Source organism: Enterococcus pernyi (assembly GCF_045371165.1).
Lineage (GTDB): Bacteria > Bacillota > Bacilli > Lactobacillales > Enterococcaceae > Enterococcus_B > Enterococcus_B pernyi.
The window spans coordinates 73,475-91,578 of sequence record NZ_JBIQDM010000008.1 but is presented as its reverse complement, the minus strand read 5'-3'; the positions used below and the strand labels follow the sequence as shown (position 1 = coordinate 91,578).

General features: G+C 40.1%; 13 protein-coding genes and 2 pseudogenes. 13 read left to right on the top strand and 2 right to left on the bottom strand.

Annotated elements, in window-relative coordinates:
* Positions 1-8 precede the first annotated feature (8 nt).
* From ACH0AK_RS10490 to ACH0AK_RS10480, 3 genes and pseudogenes are all read left to right on the top strand, one after another.
* A pseudogene (locus tag ACH0AK_RS10490) lies at positions 9-1,293 on the top strand (PTS transporter subunit EIIC); the annotation flags it as partial.
* 77 nt (positions 1,294-1,370) lie between these two features.
* Positions 1,371-1,691, top strand: a pseudogene (locus ACH0AK_RS10485) (lactose/cellobiose PTS transporter subunit IIB); the annotation flags it as partial.
* Between the two features lie 20 nt (positions 1,692-1,711).
* Positions 1,712-3,343: a glycosyl hydrolase 53 family protein gene (locus ACH0AK_RS10480; RefSeq protein WP_438725208.1), complete on the top strand. Its 1,632-nt coding sequence runs from the start codon at positions 1,712-1,714 to the stop codon at positions 3,341-3,343.
* Between the two features lie 60 nt (positions 3,344-3,403).
* Here ACH0AK_RS10480 and ACH0AK_RS10475 read toward each other — a convergent pair whose 3' ends face one another.
* Complete coding sequence (locus ACH0AK_RS10475; protein WP_019723724.1) at positions 3,404-4,141, bottom strand: amino acid ABC transporter ATP-binding protein; 738 nt, start codon at positions 4,139-4,141, stop codon at positions 3,404-3,406.
* 1 nt (position 4,142) lies between these two features.
* Positions 4,143-5,732 carry an amino acid ABC transporter substrate-binding protein/permease gene (locus ACH0AK_RS10470; protein ID WP_309296177.1) on the bottom strand — a complete coding sequence of 530 codons (1,590 nt, stop codon included), beginning with the start codon at positions 5,730-5,732 and terminating at the stop codon, positions 4,143-4,145.
* A gap of 198 nt (positions 5,733-5,930) precedes the next feature.
* Here ACH0AK_RS10470 and uvrB point away from each other — a divergent pair, with 198 nt between their 5' ends.
* The 10 genes from uvrB (at position 5,931) to ACH0AK_RS10420 (ending at position 18,098) form a co-directional block, all read left to right on the top strand.
* Positions 5,931-7,925: an excinuclease ABC subunit UvrB gene (gene uvrB / locus ACH0AK_RS10465; RefSeq protein WP_019723722.1), complete on the top strand. Its 1,995-nt coding sequence runs from the start codon at positions 5,931-5,933 to the stop codon at positions 7,923-7,925.
* Between the two features lie 9 nt (positions 7,926-7,934).
* Positions 7,935-10,754, top strand: coding sequence for an excinuclease ABC subunit UvrA (gene uvrA, locus ACH0AK_RS10460; RefSeq protein WP_010735229.1), 2,820 nt, complete (start codon positions 7,935-7,937; stop codon positions 10,752-10,754).
* A gap of 262 nt (positions 10,755-11,016) precedes the next feature.
* Complete coding sequence (locus tag ACH0AK_RS10455; protein ID WP_041684221.1) at positions 11,017-12,282, top strand: D-aspartate ligase; 1,266 nt, start codon at positions 11,017-11,019, stop codon at positions 12,280-12,282.
* Positions 12,283-12,285: 3 nt separating this feature from the next.
* Entirely contained in the window at positions 12,286-12,990 is a 705-nt protein-coding gene (locus tag ACH0AK_RS10450; RefSeq protein WP_010735231.1) for an amino acid racemase, read from the top strand.
* Positions 12,991-13,365: 375 nt separating this feature from the next.
* On the top strand, positions 13,366-14,250 hold the full coding sequence (gene rapZ / locus ACH0AK_RS10445) for an RNase adapter RapZ (protein ID WP_010735232.1): 885 nt from the start codon (positions 13,366-13,368) through the stop codon (positions 14,248-14,250).
* Positions 14,247-15,242 (top strand): gluconeogenesis factor YvcK family protein, encoded by a 996-nt coding sequence (locus ACH0AK_RS10440; RefSeq protein WP_010735233.1) that lies wholly within the window; start codon positions 14,247-14,249, stop codon positions 15,240-15,242. Before rapZ ends, ACH0AK_RS10440 begins: the two co-directional genes overlap by 4 nt.
* 36 nt (positions 15,243-15,278) lie before the next feature.
* Positions 15,279-16,214, top strand: coding sequence for a DNA-binding protein WhiA (whiA, locus tag ACH0AK_RS10435; RefSeq protein WP_010735234.1), 936 nt, complete (start codon positions 15,279-15,281; stop codon positions 16,212-16,214).
* Between the two features lie 203 nt (positions 16,215-16,417).
* A complete protein-coding gene (locus ACH0AK_RS10430) occupies positions 16,418-16,837 on the top strand; it encodes a hypothetical protein (protein ID WP_010735235.1) in 420 nt (139 codons plus the stop codon).
* Between the two features lie 37 nt (positions 16,838-16,874).
* Positions 16,875-17,159: a helix-turn-helix domain-containing protein gene (locus tag ACH0AK_RS10425; protein ID WP_023519818.1), complete on the top strand. Its 285-nt coding sequence runs from the start codon at positions 16,875-16,877 to the stop codon at positions 17,157-17,159.
* Between the two features lie 126 nt (positions 17,160-17,285).
* On the top strand, positions 17,286-18,098 hold the full coding sequence (locus tag ACH0AK_RS10420) for a hypothetical protein (protein ID WP_226076934.1): 813 nt from the start codon (positions 17,286-17,288) through the stop codon (positions 18,096-18,098).
* The last annotated feature ends 6 nt before the right edge of the window (positions 18,099-18,104 follow it).

The following is an 18,104-nucleotide window of genomic DNA, read 5'->3' as shown; positions in this document are numbered from 1 at the left end:
TGAAAAGCATGAATGGGATCATCAAGCAAATTGAAAAAGGCAAACCGATCTTTGAAAAAATCTCACGTAATATATACTTAGGTGCGGTCAGAGATGGATTCTTGACGGCTATGCCTGCAATTTTATTTTCAAGTATCTTTATTTTGATTGCGGCAGTTCCTGAGATTTTTGGTTTTCAATGGCCAGAAGGAGTATCGACCTGGTTATGGAAAATCTACAATTATTCGATGGGGGTCGTGGGCATATTAGTTTCTACAACTACTGCACGTTGTTTAGCTGAATCGATGAATCGGAGAATGCCGAAAAATAAAATCATCAATACCACATCGGTGATGCTTGCTTCTTTAGTTAGTTTCTTATTGTTGAGTGTCTCACCGATCGAAGGTGGTTTTTCAACGGAATATATGGGGACGAAAGGATTACTTGCTTCGTTCATCGCTGCATTTATTACTGTAAATATTTATAAGTTTTGTGTACGAAAAGATATTACGATCAAGATGCCAAAAGAAGTGCCAGGAACGATTTCTCAAACGTTCCGCGATATTTTTCCATTTTCATTTTCGGTCTTTGCCGCCGTGTTGGTCGACTTAGCTGCACGTAGTCTTTTTGGCATCTCTTTTGCAGAAGCCATCATCACTTTATTACAACCACTATTTACAGCAGCAGATGGCTATTTGGGGATAGCCGTGATCTGGGGTGCTATGGCATTTTTCTGGTTTGTTGGTGTGCATGGCCCATCGATTGTTGAACCAGCGATTGCAGCGATCATTTATGCGAATGTCGAAACCAATTTACAACTGTTTAATTCTGGGGAACAAGCTTCACATGTATTGACTGTTGGTTTAGGAAATTTTGTCGGAACGATGGGTGGAACAGGTGCGACTTTAGTCGTGCCGTTTATCTTTTTGCTGTTTGCAAAATCCAAACAGTTAAAAGCCGTTGGTAAAGCTTCAGTTATTCCAGTCAGCTTTGCTGTGAATGAGCCGTTGTTGTTTGCGGCACCGATGATTTTGAATCCGTATTTCTTTGTTCCGTTTTTATTGACACCGATTGTAAACGTTTGCTTGTTCAAGTTTTTTGTTGATGTGTTTGGAATGAATAGTTTCATGTATGTCTTACCTTGGGCAACGCCAGCGCCGATTGGACTAGTTTTGGGAACCGGCATGGGGGTTTTGGCGTTTGTATTAGCAGCCGTCTTGATTCTCGTCGACTTTGCAATCTACTTCCCATTCTGTAAGGCGTATGATGCAACGTTAGTCGAGCAAGAAGCACGACAAGCAGAACAAGTAGCCATGCAAGAAAACGAAACAAAAGTGACTGTGACGATTCCGGCGAATGAAGTATTGGCAACAGAAGCGAGTTCTTTGGGTGATTCAGGAAAAGAAATCAATGTATTAGTTTTATGTGCAGGTGCAGGTACAAGTGCTATGCTTGCAAATGCCTTAAAAGAAGGAGCAAAAGAATTTGATGCACCAATCAGTGCTTTAGCAGGTGCTTATGGTTCTCATTACGAGATGATGGAAGACTTTGATATGATCGTCTTGGCGCCGCAAGTCCAATCTTACTATGAGGATATCAAGGAAGACACAGATCGTTTAGGGATTAAATTGGTTGCCACAAAAGGTGCAGAATACATTGGTTTGACAAGAGATCCTGAGAAAGCTGTTCGGTTTGTTTTAGATCAATTTTAAATCAAAGGAGAGATCGTTAAATGAACAAAGTAAAAGGTTGGCGAGTGTTGGTTGTCGGATTATTTGTTTCATTAGTCAGTGTAGTATTAGGCACAAAGCAAGTGGAGGCAAAGGAATTGATACGAGGAGCAGATATCTCGATATTAGCAGATATGGAAAAATCTGGTGCAGGATATTACGAAAATGGTGTGAAAAAAGATGCATTACAGATTCTAAAGAACAATGGCGTCAACTATGTTCGTTTGCGATTATGGCAAGATCCTTATGATGATCAAGGGAATTCATATGGTGCAGGCACGAATGATTTGAAAACAACGATTGCTTTGGCGAAACGTGCGAAAAACCTAGGATTAAAAGTGTTACTTGATTTTCATTATAGTGATTTCTGGGTGGACCCTGGCAAACAAAACCTACCGAAAGCATGGGAAAACTATAGCTTTGAGCAACTTGATGCAGCCTTATACGGTTATACGAAAAGTGTATTGACAGAAATGAAAAACAATGGCGTATATCCTGATATGGTCCAGATAGGTAATGAATTGAATAGCGGCATGCTTTGGCCACATGGGAAATCATGGGGGGAAGGTGGTGGCGAGTTTGATCGATTAGCCACTTTCTTGAAGTCTGGGATTCGGGGAGTAAAAGAAACACAACCAGTCGACACGCCGATCATGCTACATTTAGCTGATGGTGGAGATACAGATGTATTTACTTGGTGGTTTGATGAGATTACAAAACGTGGGGTGGATTACGATTTGATCGGCCTGTCCTATTATCCTTATTGGCATGGCTCGATGAATGCCTTACAAACAACAATGAACACGATCAGTGCCAGATATGATAAAGAAGTCAATGTGGTAGAGACTGCGTATGGACACACAACTGCCAGTGCGGATAGTATGCCCAATGCTTTTGGACCTGAACAGGAAATTGCAGGAGGCTATGCGGCAACACCAGCAGGACAAAGAGAATATTTGAATGATTTGGTGACCCGTATCCAAACCGTGCCAAATGAGAAAGGAAACGGATTCTTCTACTGGGAACCTCTATGGTATAACGGCAATGTCTCTTGGGCAACAGCTGCTGGAATGAACTATCTAGGCGTACAATCTCAAACAGGAAATGAGTGGGACAACCAAGCGATGTTTGATTTCAATGGGCAAGCACTTTCCAGCTTAAAGGCGTTTCAAGAAGCCGGGAGACAGCAAAATCTTCTGAAAAATCCTAGTTTTGAAAATGACGGTTTCACGAACGCACCGTCCAATTGGTCGGTGTGGCGAGGCAATGGTGCAGCAATCGATACATTGAAAACTGAAACTGGTGGGTTTTCCGGAACGTATAAAGCAACCTTTTGGGATGATCAAGCGTATCAAATGTCGATATATCAAACGGTTAATGGATTAAGCAAGGGAACCTACACATTAACTGCTTATACTATGGCAGGCGGCGATTTGACCACTAGTCAGGTGTATGTCAAAAATCATGGTGGGAAAGAACTGAAGACTTCGATCACTAAAAGTGGCGAGTGGAGGAAGGTAACGATCAAAGATATCCCGGTTACTTCAGGCACGAGTGAGATTGGCATTTATGTTGATGCAAAAGCGCAAGGATGGGTATCGGTGGATCATGTAACATTCGTTAAAAATCAATAGTAAAAAGCCCCTAAGGACGCTTGGTTTTTCCAGACGTTCTTAGAGGCCTTTTTTAGTCGATCAGATATCTAATACTTTATCCAAGAAATCTTTCGTTCGCTCATTTTGCGGATTTTCAAAGATTTGTTGTGGTGTGCCATCTTCAAGGAAGTTGCCGCCATCTATAAACATGACACGGTTAGCGACTTCTTTAGCAAAGCCCATTTCATGTGTCACGATGACCATAGTCATTCCTTGTTTCGCTAATTTTTTCATGACATTCAATACATCGCCGACCATTTCTGGGTCCAAGGCTGAAGTAGGTTCATCAAAGAGCATGATATCGGGATTCATAGCTAATGCACGAGCGATAGCAACCCGTTGTTTTTGTCCACCAGATAAGTTATCTGGGTACATATCTTTTTTGTCTTCTAAACCAACTGTTTCTAACAATTTGATTGCTTTTTTCTCTGCTTCCTCACGAGAGAGTTTCTTTAGATCCATCGGTGCTAAAACGATGTTTTCCAACACAGAAAGATGTGGGAAAAGATTGAAATGCTGGAATACCATGCCAATATGTTGTCTTACTAAGTTGATATCTGTGTTTTTATCCATCAAATGAGCACCATCAATGATGATATCACCGGATGTCGGATCTTCTAAACGGTTCAAACAACGTAAAAAAGTACTTTTACCTGAACCAGAAGGTCCGATCACACAAACAACATCGCCTTCATTGATCGACACGTTGATGTCGTTCAAGACAGTGTTGTCTCCATATTTTTTTACAAGATGTTCGACTAAGATTTTTTCTGTCATCTTATTTCACCTTCTTTTCTAAAACTTTCGCGAATTTCGTCAATGCAGTGATCAAGATCAAGTACATTACTGCGATGATCAAGTAAACATACGTACTTTGAGTGGTCCGAGCAACGATGATTCGTCCAGTTTGTAACAACTCGACCACACCGATCGCTGAAATGATCGTCGTATCTTTCAATGAGATCACGAATTGGTTGACAAACGATGGAATCATGATTTTAAATGCTTGTGGTAAAATGATTTTTTGCATCGTACGGTTATAAGACAGACCTAAACTTCGTGAAGCTTCCATTTGTCCTGTTGGAACTGCATTGATCCCACCACGTACGATTTCAGCGATATAGGCACTCGCGTTCAAGGTCAATGTAATGATCCCTGCAATAAAGTCAGGAATCGTAAAGCCGACGATACTTGGTAGACCGAAAAAGATGAAGAAAGCAAGTACCATCATCGGGATTCCACGAATGATATCTACATAGATGCTGGCAACTGTTCGTAAGGCGCGGATCGGTGCAACACTGAAAAGACCGAAGATTACGCCGACAACTAAAGCTAGTGCAAATGAAATCAAGGTTAATAGGATCGTTTGCCATAAGCCTTTCAATAGCGCTTTGTAATTGTTTTGGATCAAGCCAGTCAATGTCGATTCATCAACAGCTGGTGCTGCTGCACTTTCATCTGTAGAGATGTATTGATTGATGATCTCATCATATTGACCTGTTCGTTTTAATTCTTTTAATCCTTCGTTGAACATTTGTAATAATTCAGGATTTTCTCCTTTTTTCACTGCGAAACCATAAGAGCCACCAGTTTCTCGTTCGATCGGCGTTTCTAATTCCTGACCATTTTTGATCGCATAACCGATTACTGGATAGTCATCCATCATTGCGTCAATTGCTCCGACTCTCAAACTGTCATATAGTTGATCTGCAGCATCGAAATATTTGATTTCGTAGCCATATTTCTCTTGGTTAGCGACCAAGAAATCTGCACTTTCGGTACCGACTTTCGCACCGACTGTTTTTCCATCTAAGTCTTCATAAGACTTGATCGAAGTATTGCCTTTTTTGACTGCGATTTGGATACCACTTTGGAAATAAGGGTCTGAAAAATCAAACGTTTTTTTACGTTCATCTGTAATCGTCATCCCCGCGATCATTCCATCTGCTTGTCCAGATTCCAATGCTTGTAACGCAGCAGAGAAACCGCGGAAGTCCATGCGGATATTGAACCCATGCATTTCTGAGATAGCTTCCATTAAGCTGACATCGATCCCCACATATTCGCCATCCGCATTTTGATACTCGAATGGAGCGAAGGCCGAATCACTTGCAATCACATAAACGTCTTTTTTAGGTTCTATTTTTTGCATCGTCTCGCTAGTTGCTGTAGTCGATTGCGTCTCATCAGCTTGCACAGGCGTGTGCAGAGCGAATGTAACAAGTCCTGTCATTATGAAAAGGAATGTCTGTAACATGTTTCTTTTTTTCATAAATAACCTCCTATATAAATTTCGATAATTTCCATATTTAACTATTATAGGCGAAAAGATATTCCTAACACAAGATTCCAAGAAAAAATAATTCAAAAAAGTAGCAGTTTATTACATGGTATGTAAGAAAATGTGACATGTAATAAAAGAAAGAGATGAACTATAAGATCTGAAACTTTCAATTGGCGAAAGTATGTTCGCCGTGATATAATAGAAGAACAAGGAATGCCTTTGCTTTCCTTTTCTTTTTTTTGATGAAATGAGAGAAGGAATGAACGAAAAGGAGGACGAACAATGATTGAAAGAGATACCTCCCGTCATTTCGAGTTGGTGTCAAAATACCAACCAGCCGGCGATCAACCAGAAGCGATCAAGCAGTTGGTCGAAGGTGTAAATGAGGGTAAAAAAGCGCAGATTTTATTAGGTGCGACCGGAACAGGGAAAACCTATACGATATCTAATTTGATCGAAAAAGTAAATAAACCAACTTTGATCATTGCACATAATAAGACACTAGCTGGCCAATTATATGGGGAATTCAAAGAGTTCTTTCCGAATAATGCGGTCGAATATTTTGTTTCTTACTATGATTATTATCAACCAGAAGCCTATGTACCTTCGAGTGATACGTACATTGAAAAAGATTCAAGTGTCAACGATGAAATCGATAAATTGCGTCATTCCGCCACAAGTTCATTGTTAGAACGAAATGACGTGATCGTGATTGCTTCGGTTTCTTGTATTTTTGGATTAGGTTCACCATTCGAATATCAAAAACAAGTCGTGTCGATCAGACAAGGTGCGGAGATGGACCGTAATCAATTGATCCGAGATCTAGTCAGCATCCAATTTGAGCGAAACGATATTGATTTTCAGCGCGGTCGTTTTCGAGTGCGTGGTGATGTCGTGGAGATCTTTCCGGCTTCACGTGATGAGCGAGCATTACGCGTGGAATTTTTTGGTGATGAGGTAGAAAGAATCCGTGAAGTGAATGCGTTGACAGGTGAAGTATTAGGCGAAACAGAGCACGTCGCTATTTTCCCAGCCACTCACTTTGTGACCGATGACGATCATATGGAACATGCGGTCGCAAATATCAAAGCAGAACTGGAACAACGCTTGACTGTGTTACGTAATGAGAACAAATTACTAGAGGCGCAACGCTTAGAACAACGGACGAACTATGACATCGAGATGATGTTAGAGATGGGCTATACTTCAGGGATCGAAAACTATTCACGTCATATGGATGGTCGTAAAGAAGGCGAACCGCCGTATACGTTATTAGATTTCTTCCCTGAGGATGCGCTGATGGTCATTGATGAATCTCATGTGACGATGCCACAGATCCGTGGAATGTATAACGGAGACCGTGCGAGAAAACAAATGCTAGTCGATTATGGCTTCCGCTTGCCATCTGCACTAGATAACCGTCCTTTGCGTCTAGAAGAATTTGAGAAACATGTCAACCAGATCGTCTATGTTTCAGCTACTCCTGGACCTTATGAGTACGAACAAACAGACACAGTGGTCCAACAAATCATTCGACCAACAGGATTATTAGACCCAGTCATCGAAGTACGACCGATCATGGGTCAAATCGATGATCTAGTTGGTGAGATCAATGAGCGGGTCGAAAAAGATCAACGGGTGTTCGTGACCACGTTGACGAAAAAGATGTCAGAAGACTTGACCGATTACTTCAAAGAGTTAGGGATCAAAGTGAAATACTTGCATAGTGATATCAAAACATTAGAACGAACAGAGATCATTCGCGACCTTCGTTTAGGTGAGTTCGATGTATTAGTTGGTATCAACTTACTACGTGAAGGATTAGATGTCCCTGAAGTATCGTTAGTCGCTATTTTAGATGCCGATAAAGAAGGGTTCTTACGAAGTGAACGTTCGTTAGTCCAAACCATCGGACGTGCGGCACGTAACTCAGAAGGTAAAGTCATCATGTATGCGGACAGAGTCACTGATTCTATGCGTTTGGCCATGGACGAAACGTCAAGACGTCGTAGTATCCAGCAACAATACAATGAGGAACATGGTATTGTTCCGAAAACGATCATCAAAGAAATCCGAGACTTGATCTCGATTACGAAAGAATCAGAAGATGATGCAAAAGAAACGGTACAAGTTTCTTATGAAGAGATGACAAGAGAAGAAAAAGCAACACTATTGATGAAACTAGAAAAAGAAATGAAAGATGCAGCGAAAGCATTGGATTTCGAGACCGCAGCCAATGTGCGTGATATGATTCTTGAATTAAAAGCATCTGAGTAGGGGGTAAACATGGCTAACGATAAAATTATTATTCATGGCGCAAGAGCGCACAATTTGAAGAATATCGATGTGACGATCCCACGTGATAAATTCGTGGTCGTCACCGGATTATCCGGTTCAGGGAAAAGTTCACTTGCTTTTGACACATTATACGCAGAGGGACAACGCCGATATGTCGAAAGTTTATCTGCGTATGCCCGTCAATTTTTGGGGCAAATGGATAAACCGGATGTCGATAGTATTGATGGACTTAGCCCAGCAATCTCGATCGATCAAAAAACAACCAGTAAAAACCCTCGTTCTACCGTAGGGACAGTCACAGAGATCAATGATTATTTACGTTTGTTGTTTGCTCGGGTCGGTCATCCGATCTGTCCAAATGACCATATCGAGATCACCAGTCAATCCGTCGAACAAATGGTGGACAAAGTGCTAGAACTGTCTGATCGGACGAAGATCCAAATTTTAGCACCGATCGTGGTAAAGAAAAAAGGACAACACAAAAAAGTATTTGAACGTGTCCAAAAAGAAGGGTATGTTCGTGTTCGTGTAGACGGAGAAACCTATGACGTTAGCGAAGTACCTGAATTAGAGAAAAATAAAAAACACGATATCGCGATCGTGATTGACCGAATCGTGGTCAAAGAAGGCGTCCGCTCTCGTTTATTCGATTCTATCGAAGCAGCGCTTCGTTTAGCGGATGGCTATGTACTGATCGATGTGATCGGGGAAGAAGAAATGCTCTTTAGCGAACATTATGCGTGTCCGTACTGTGGGTTTACAGTGGGAGAATTAGAACCGCGCTTATTTTCTTTCAATGCACCATTTGGCGCATGTCCGGATTGTGATGGTTTGGGTGTCAAATTAGAAGTCGATATCGATCTAGTGATCCCAGATAAAACAAAAACATTGAATGAAGGAGCAATCATCCCTTGGAATCCCATCAGTTCGCAATATTATCCACAAATGCTGGCTCAAGCGTGCGAAAGTTATGGCATCGATATGGATACACCATTTGAAGACTTACCTATTGAACATCAAGAAATCGTGTTGAATGGTACCTCAGAGCCCTTCCATTTCCACTACGAAAATGATTTTGGAGGAGTGAGAGATGTTGAAACGTCATTTGAAGGGGTGATGACCAATATCAAACGTCGCTACCATGATACGAACAGCGATTTTACGAGAGAACAAATGCGTCTTTACATGACAGAATTGACGTGTAAGACTTGTGACGGTTACCGGTTGAATCCACAAGCTTTATCCGTACAGATCAATGGTACGAATATTGGTCAGACGAATGAGTTGTCGATCCAACATGCCGTTGAATTTTTTGAAAATCTAACTTTATCAGAGCAAGAAAAAGTCATCGCTCGTCCGATTCTAAAAGAAGTCAATGATCGTTTGTCATTCTTAGAAAATGTGGGTCTTGATTATTTGACACTTAGTCGTGCTTCGGGCACTTTATCAGGTGGAGAAGCGCAACGGATTCGTTTAGCCACACAAATCGGTTCAAATCTATCGGGAGTTCTTTATATCTTAGATGAGCCTTCCATTGGCTTGCATCAACGGGACAATGATCGCTTGATCGGTTCATTGAAGAAAATGCGTGATCTTGGCAATACCTTAGTGGTTGTGGAACATGATGAAGATACGATGCGTGCAGCTGATTATTTGATCGATGTTGGGCCTGGTGCGGGACATCAAGGTGGCGAGATCGTTTCTGCTGGAACCCCAGCTCAAGTTGCGAAGGATAAACATTCATTGACCGGACAATATCTGTCTGGCAAAAAATCGATCCCTGTTCCTGAAACAAGACGAAAAGGTACAGGGAAAGCGATCAAGATCACAGGTGCGACAGAAAACAACTTGAAAAACGTGTCCGTCGAGTTTCCTTTGGGTGAGTTCGTGGCGGTCACTGGAGTCTCTGGTTCAGGGAAAAGTACGCTTGTGAACAGTATCTTGAAGAAGGCATTAGCACAAAAAATCAATCGTAATTCAGCCAAACCAGGAAAGTTCAAAACGATAACTGGTTATGAAGGAATCGAAAAAATCATTGATATCGATCAAAGCCCGATTGGTCGGACACCAAGAAGTAATCCGGCGACTTATACGAGTGTTTTTGATGATATCCGTGATCTGTTTGCTCAAACTAATGAAGCGAAGATGCGTGGCTACAAAAAAGGTCGTTTCAGTTTCAATGTGAAAGGTGGACGCTGTGAAGCTTGCCGCGGGGATGGGATCATCAAAATCGAAATGCATTTCTTACCAGATGTGTATGTCCCATGCGAAGTCTGTCATGGGAAACGTTATAACTCAGAAACATTAGAAGTTCATTACAAAGGAAAAAGTATTGCGGATATCTTAGAGATGACGGTTGAAGATGCCGTTGAGTTTTTCCAACCGATCCCTAAGATCCATCGAAAACTACAAACGATCGTTGATGTTGGTTTAGGGTATGTCACGATGGGACAACCAGCAACGACATTGTCCGGCGGAGAAGCGCAACGAATGAAACTTGCGAGTGAACTGCACAAAATTTCTAATGGGAAGAATTTTTATATTTTAGATGAGCCGACTACAGGGCTTCACACTGATGACATTGCTCGTTTATTGCATGTTTTGCAACGATTGGTTGATGCAGGAAATACTGTGTTAGTCATTGAACACAATTTAGACGTCATCAAAACAGCGGATCATTTGATCGACCTAGGACCTGAAGGTGGCGAAGGTGGCGGTACGATCCTAGCGACTGGTACACCAGAGGAATTAGTGAAAGTCAAAGAAAGCTATACAGGACATTATTTGAAAAAAATCATGGGAAAATAATAAAAGTGATGATGATAGTTAAAAAAATATTAAAAGAATACAATATGTATTGTTTTCTTTTCATGAATATTCTAGAATATTTTATATGGTAGTTCTTTCTACACTTATTGGTATAGATAAAAACTTCCTATAAGTTCAATCCGTTCAAAAAAGAATTGAGCAATCGGAGGAGATTCCTTTGATTGCTTTTTTCTTTATGGTATGATATTCCTTGTGTAATTGTAAAAGAAAAAACAAGAGATTATTAAGTTAGTGAGAGATAATGATGAACAGTAATGAAAAAAATGAATTTATCCCTATTTTATTAGGTAGCGATATGAACGTTTATGGTATGGCCCGTTCATTTCACGAGGCATATGGCACAGTTTGCCAATCCTATGCGTCGAATCAATTAGCGCCTACCCGCTATAGCAAAATCGTAAACGTTGAAGTGATTCCAGGATTTGATCAAGATCCGGTTTTTATAGAGACGATGAGACGTTTAGCAAAAGAAAAATATACGGATAAAAATAAAAAATATTTACTGATAGCTTGTGGCGATGGATATGCCGAGTTGATATCTCAGCATAAAGAGGAGCTGTCTGAAACTTTTATATGTCCTTATATCGATTATTCACTTTTCGAGCGATTAGTGAATAAAGTGAGTTTTTATGAGATATGTGAAGAATATCAGTTACCTTATCCCAAAACATTGATCATTCGAAAAGAAATGTTGAACAATGGCCGCTTGGAACAAGAGTTACCTTTCAATTTTCCTGTAGCACTAAAACCGGCAAATAGTGTGGAATATTTATCTGTCCAATTTGAGGGACGAAAAAAAGCGTTTATTATTGATAATCGCGAGGAATTTGATTTGATGTTAGGTCGGATCTATGAAGCAGGTTATACGAGCGAAATGATCGCACAAGATTTTATTCCTGGGGATGACAGCAATATGCGTGTTTTGAATGCCTACGTTGATGACCAGCATCAAGTACGAATGATGTGTCTAGGACATCCATTACTTGAAGACCCAACACCAGCGTCTATCGGAAACTATGTGGTGATCATGCCTGACTATAACGAGAAGATCTACCAAACGATCAAAGCATTTCTAGAAAAAATCGAGTACACTGGTTTTGCAAACTTCGACATGAAATATGACCCACGAGATGGGGAATATAAATTATTTGAGATCAATCTTCGTCAAGGAAGAAGTAGTTTCTTTGTTACGCTTAATGGTCTGAATTTAGCACGTTTTCTAACAGAAGACCGTGTCTTTGGTGTGCCATTCGTGGAAACGACCTACGGAACGAACCAATCAGACCAAGCGAAGCTATGGCTTGGCGTGCCTAAAAAAGTCTTTTTGACTTATGCCAAAGAGAACGAACAAAAACAACGTGCCTTGCAGTTGATCAAAGAAAAACGCTATGGAACGACTGTGTTTTATGAGAAAGATCATTCACTTAAACGCTGGGTATTGATGACTTATATGTTCCGAAACTATATTCCAAGATTTAAAAAATACTTTCATTCGAAAGAAGGCTAGCTCATGGAGAATTTTTTCAGCATCTTAGGTGGGATGGGAACGATGGCAACGGAAAGCTTTGTACGCTTGATCAATCATCGTGTCAAAGCCGCCAAAGATCAGGATTATTTGAACTATGTATTGTTCAATCATGCGACAGTTCCTGATCGAACGGCCTACATTTTGGATCAAACAAAAGAAAATCCTGTCTCTTATTTAGTAGAGGATGTCAAAAAACAAAATTTACTACAACCGAATTTCATTGTTTTGACTTGTAATACAGCTCATTACTTTTTTGATGACTTACAAGCAGAGACGACGATTCCGATTTTGCATATGCCACGAGAAGCGGCAAAAGAGCTTGTCCGTCAAAAAACAACGGGTAAAGTAGCTGTTTTAGCAACTCAAGGAAGTATTCTTGCCGGCGTTTACGAAAAAGAAATCAAAGCGTTAGGATTTGACGTGGTGATTCCTGACCAAGAACTACAAGAAAAAGTGAACTACTTGATTTATCATGAAATCAAAGAAGCAGATCGCTTGAACAAAGAACTTTATTTTGAGATTTTAGAAGAAGTCGTTCAACGATTGGCATGTGAAAAGATCATCTTAGGCTGTACAGAATTGTCTTTGATGCAAGAAGTTGCCTCCGATAATCCTTATCCTGTGATCGATGCGCAGTCGATATTAGCTGATCGAACAATCGAGATGGCACTGTCTGCTCGAAAGTAAGATACGTTTTGAGTGTAATAATAGTTGTGGGCTGAGTTTGATCCACAGGGGTTCAGCTCCTATAAATTAGCGCGAAAAGAGTTAGAGACAGAAATGTTTCCCCTCGAGAAATAAGACGCCATCCACGAAAATTGTTCTTCAAATTTTTGTGGATGGCGCCTTATTTCCGAAGAGCGTACTTTTGTTCTCGCCATTTATTCGGTTTTAGAATGTGCGTGAGGACTAATGTCCCACTCACTTTTCGTGCTTATTTTGAAGTGATTTGTTTTTGTTTCACAGTCTTTGAATAAAATCAAAAGAAATCGAATTCAAACTAGCAATGATACGCCCGGGATGATATAATTTTATAGGAGAACGAGAGAGGAGGCCATACGGATGGCTGATAATTTAGAACTAGTAATCATTACAGGAATGAGCGGTGCAGGTAAAACTGTGGCCATTCAAAGCTTTGAAGATATGGGGTACTTTTGTATCGATAATATGCCCCCAACACTGATCCCGAAATTCTGGGAACTGATCAAGGAATCGGGGAAAGTCACAAAAATGGCACTTGGTGTGGATCTACGTTCACGCTCTTTCTTTGAAGAGATCCAAAGTATGTTGATCGAGATCGAAAACACAAATTTCATCGATACCTCTGTCTTATTTTTAGATGCTTCTGATGAAGAGTTGGTTGCTCGTTATAAAGAAACCAGAAGAACACATCCGATGGCGATGGATGGTCTAGTAACGGAAGGTATTCGTAAGGAACGGGCGATTTTAAATGACATCAAAGCACAAGCTTCGGTCATTATTGATACGACGACTTTAACTCCACGACAACTACGTGAAAAAATCAATCAAACATTTAAAACAAAAGATGATCAAGGATTTCGCATCGAGTTTGTTTCGTTTGGTTTCAAATATGGATTACCGATTGATTCAGATATTGTAATGGATGTTCGCTTTTTACCGAACCCTCATTATATCGCTGATTTAAGACCATTGACTGGGAAAGATAAACCAGTCTATGATTACGTCATGTCCTTTGACGAAACAGAATTATTTTATTTGAAATTCCTTGATTTATTAAAGACAGTCATGCCAGGATATATCAAAGAAGGAAAAAGCAGTTTGACTGTAGCAATTGGCTGTACGGGTGGACAACACCGTTCAGTTGCTTTAACAGAAAGGTTATCTCAAGCGCTTAGTGAAACATATAAAGTCAATGTAACTCATCGTGACAAAGATAAGCGCAAAGAGACGGTGAACCGCTCATGAAAATGAAAACTTACCGAATTCGAAAACCCAAAATCGTTGTAGTCGGAGGCGGTACTGGCTTACCTGTTATTTTGAAAAGTCTACGTAATCAAGGAGCCGATATCACGGCAATCGTGACTGTCGCAGATGATGGCGGTAGCAGCGGTGAGATTCGCCAGTCGATTGCGATGGCTCCTCCAGGAGATTTAAGAAATGTGTTAGTCTCGCTATCTGATATGCCTCAATTTTACGAAGATATCTTTCAGTACCGTTTCAAAAAAGAAGACCAATTTTTAGCCAATCATACCATTGGTAACTTGATCATTGCGGCAGTTGCTGAAATGAGAGGGAGTACTTATGAAGCAGTGCAACTATTGTCTCGAATGATGCACGTGGATGGTCACATCTATCCCTCTTCTGAAACGCCGTTGACTTTACATGCGGTCTTCAAAGATGGAACGACAGCGATCGGAGAATCTAAAATCGCTCTTGACCGCAAAACGATCGATCGGGTATTCGTGCGTAATACAGAAGACGAAAGTGAAGCCAAAGCAGGCCGCAAAGTCGTTTCTGCGATCATGGAAGCAGATATGGTCGTCTTAGGACCGGGAAGCTTGTTCACGAGTATTCTTCCTAACTTAGTCATACCAGAAGTTGGTGAAGCCATGCTTCAAACGAAAGCAGAGGTCGTGTACATTTGTAATATCATGACACAAAAAGGGGAAACAGAACATTTTTCAGATGCAGACCATATTCGTGTGTTGCATCAACATTTAGACCAACCCTTTATCGATACTGTTTTAGTCAATACAGAAAAAGTACCAAAAGATTACATGGACCCGGAAATCTACGATGAATACCTTGTCCAAGTAGCACATGATTTTAATGGCTTAAGAGAAGAAAATTGTCGGGTCATTTCGACAGACTTTTTAGAGTTGAAAAATGGCGGGGTCTTCCATGATGGTGAAAAGGTAGTTGAAGAACTATTTCGTATCGTCTTTGGCTCAAAGTAATTAAAGGAAAAATTTTGTGAAAAGGAGGTGGATAACGTGTCATTTGCAGCTGAAGTCAAGAAGGAATTGACTGGTTTGGAAGTCCATCGAGAACATGCAAAAGCGGAATTAGCCGCGTTATTACGAATGAATGGCTCACTTGGAATCGTCAACCAGCAATTCATCTTGAATGTACAGACAGAAAACGCCGCAATTGCTCGACGGATCTACTCACTTTTAAAAGATCATTATCAAGTACGAAGCGAACTGCTCGTACGCAAGAAAATGAAATTAAAGAAGAATAATGTCTACATCGTTCGCTTGAAACAAGGAACAAAAAATGTATTGATGGATCTGGATATCATGGATGGCATGATGTTCAATGGGCATGTTTCCGATGAGATCATGGGAAATGCACAAAAGATGCGTTCATATTTACGTGGCGCATTTATGGCGTCGGGTTCAGTCAATAACCCGGAAACAAGTCGTTATCACTTAGAGATTTATTCGATCTACGAACAACATAACCAAGATATTTGTAATATGTTGAATTACTATGGTTTACACGCGCGTACACTAGAAAGACGTAATGGCTATATCTCTTATTTAAAAGGGGCCGAAAAAATTGCTGATTTCTTGACTCTGATTGGGGCAACAAATTCGATGTTGCGCTTTGAAGATGTGCGGATCGTGCGTGATATGAGAAATTCAGTGAACCGGTTAGTCAATTGTGAGACGGCTAACCTGAACAAAACCATTGATGCAGCATCAAAGCAGATTGAAAATATTGAATTGATCGAAGCACGAGTGGGTTTACAAGCACTTCCGGAAAAGTTACAAGAGATTGCTGAATTACGCTTGCAACATCCTGAAGTCAGTTTAAAAGAACTAGGAGAAATGATCCCATCCGGAGCGATCTCGAAATCAGGGATCAATCATCGGATTCGAAAAATCAACGAATTTGCTGAAAAATTAAAGGAACAAGCATCCTAACGAACAATGAATTTATTGTTCATTTAATGGAAATATAAACATATTGTGGTTTGACTAATTTGTCTTTTGCTTTTAGGGTCCATCGAAGCAAGAGGATAGATGTCAGACCACTTTTTTTTCTTTTTCTTAAAAATGGGCCTGAATCTAAAGTTTAGGTACTTATAATGAATGTAAATTAGTGATAGTGAGGAGGAGATTGCATTATGGAAGAAGCACATAAAAGTAAGAAACGTAAAATAGATGAACTATATCCTACAAGAGACCTAAAAGAAAAGCGTGATCAAGCCATTTATCGTGAGTTAATATCAGGTCAGTTGGAAAAAGACATCATGAACAAGTATCAAATCAGCAGAGAGCGCCTCTATACAACCAAGAAAAAGCTGGCAATCCAAGAGATTATCGGGCAAAAAAGCCAAAAAAAAATTGCCTATCGGTTGAAATTGACAGTCTCACAAGTTCGTAAGTATCGAAATGATTATATTTATACCGCATTAGCAAAAAATGGAGAGATAGCAGCATTAGCAGCTGAATTTCAGATGAGTGAAAAACAAATCTTGCAGATTCGCAATAAAAGGATCGAGTTTAACAGAAGTAGCAAAAGATTCACAGTTATCAGTCAATAAAATTTGTTCAATCAGAAATGAACAGATTATCGAACGATTGAAAGAACAACATCCTGAAGAAATTGCCAGAGATTTCAATTTATCAATGGAACAAGTATTTTTGATCAAGCAACGTTCGCTAGAATCAAATAGTAAGACAAAAGAGTTGTCTTCCGCGAACAAAAATCTCTTGGATCAATTAGAGGAACGCAAAGCGAAGATGCTAAGTTTACTTGAAGAAAGCAAAACAACAAAAGCTGTAGCACAAGAATTAATGATCAGTCAACGAGCAGTCATTGATATCCGTAATCGGGAAATCGAAAAATCATTCGAAGCTGGATAGACTGGCCAAGAAATCAGTCAGCGATTCCACATTGGAATCGAGGAACTCTATCGACTAAGAGATGTTCGTCTATTGATACAAAGCGATCAAGGGAAAACGAGTAGTCTTCTTTCAAAAAGATTTAATGTGTCATTATCCAGAGTTGGATCGATTTTGTGTCGGAATAATGCTTCTAGTAAGCTTGATCATACTACAGCAAGCTCTCGAAAAACATTTGATATTTCAGTAGTGTCTGATGAGACAAGACAAGAAATTCTGAAACGAATCAAAGAAACAAAAATAACGAAGGCTTTGGGAAAAGAATTAGGAGTAATCGTCCCCCTGATCTATAAAGTGAGAAATCATGGGATATTAACAAAATTGAACAGTGGAGAATCCACTCAAGCGGTCGCAGAAGAATTCAAAATGGATATCAAAAATGTTCGTGAAGTTATTTTCCGAGCAAATCTGGCAGAATTTCCAAATATCAAACGACGTACTTTAGATTATTTGACACCTGAACAAGTGCAAACAGTTAGAAACTGCCTCAATCGCAAGATGACGCTCAGAAAAATCTCTGAAGTACTAGGAATCAAAGACTCGCTGGTCAGATGTGTGCAAACAAAAATGAAATCACAAAAAGGAACAATCAAGATGAAGCATCGAGTCACAAAAGAACAAAAAAAGCAGATCATGCAAGACCTAAACTACATGACTCCTTTTGTGAATTCTTCGAAATCAGGGGTTAGTGAGTCGACCATCCGCGTTTTGGCTACTAGGTTTGAAGAAATCAAGGGGAGAGAAATCCAAGAAAGACGAAAAACAGCAAAAATGAAGGCACTACAAAAGATGGATGAACTACTTACTAAGGTGAAAGAAGAAGCGAAAATCCGCAATATCCAGCAAATTATTCAAAAAGAAAAAATGCCAAAAACGAAATTGATGACACAACGTGAATAAATAGAT

What these genes read in the sequence shown, in the direction of transcription:
- ACH0AK_RS10480 (WP_438725208.1), top strand. Translation starts at nt 1,712, where the DNA reads ATGAACAAAGTAAAAGGTTGGCGAGTGTTGGTTGTCGGATTATTTGTT.
- ACH0AK_RS10475 (WP_019723724.1), bottom strand. Translation starts at nt 4,141, where the DNA reads ATGACAGAAAAAATCTTAGTCGAACATCTTGTAAAAAAATATGGAGAC.
- uvrB (WP_019723722.1), top strand. Translation starts at nt 5,931, where the DNA reads ATGATTGAAAGAGATACCTCCCGTCATTTCGAGTTGGTGTCAAAATAC.
- uvrA (WP_010735229.1), top strand. Translation starts at nt 7,935, where the DNA reads ATGGCTAACGATAAAATTATTATTCATGGCGCAAGAGCGCACAATTTG.
- ACH0AK_RS10455 (WP_041684221.1), top strand. Translation starts at nt 11,017, where the DNA reads ATGATGAACAGTAATGAAAAAAATGAATTTATCCCTATTTTATTAGGT.
- ACH0AK_RS10450 (WP_010735231.1), top strand. Translation starts at nt 12,286, where the DNA reads ATGGAGAATTTTTTCAGCATCTTAGGTGGGATGGGAACGATGGCAACG.
- rapZ (WP_010735232.1), top strand. Translation starts at nt 13,366, where the DNA reads ATGGCTGATAATTTAGAACTAGTAATCATTACAGGAATGAGCGGTGCA.
- ACH0AK_RS10440 (WP_010735233.1), top strand. Translation starts at nt 14,247, where the DNA reads ATGAAAATGAAAACTTACCGAATTCGAAAACCCAAAATCGTTGTAGTC.
- ACH0AK_RS10430 (WP_010735235.1), top strand. Translation starts at nt 16,418, where the DNA reads ATGGAAGAAGCACATAAAAGTAAGAAACGTAAAATAGATGAACTATAT.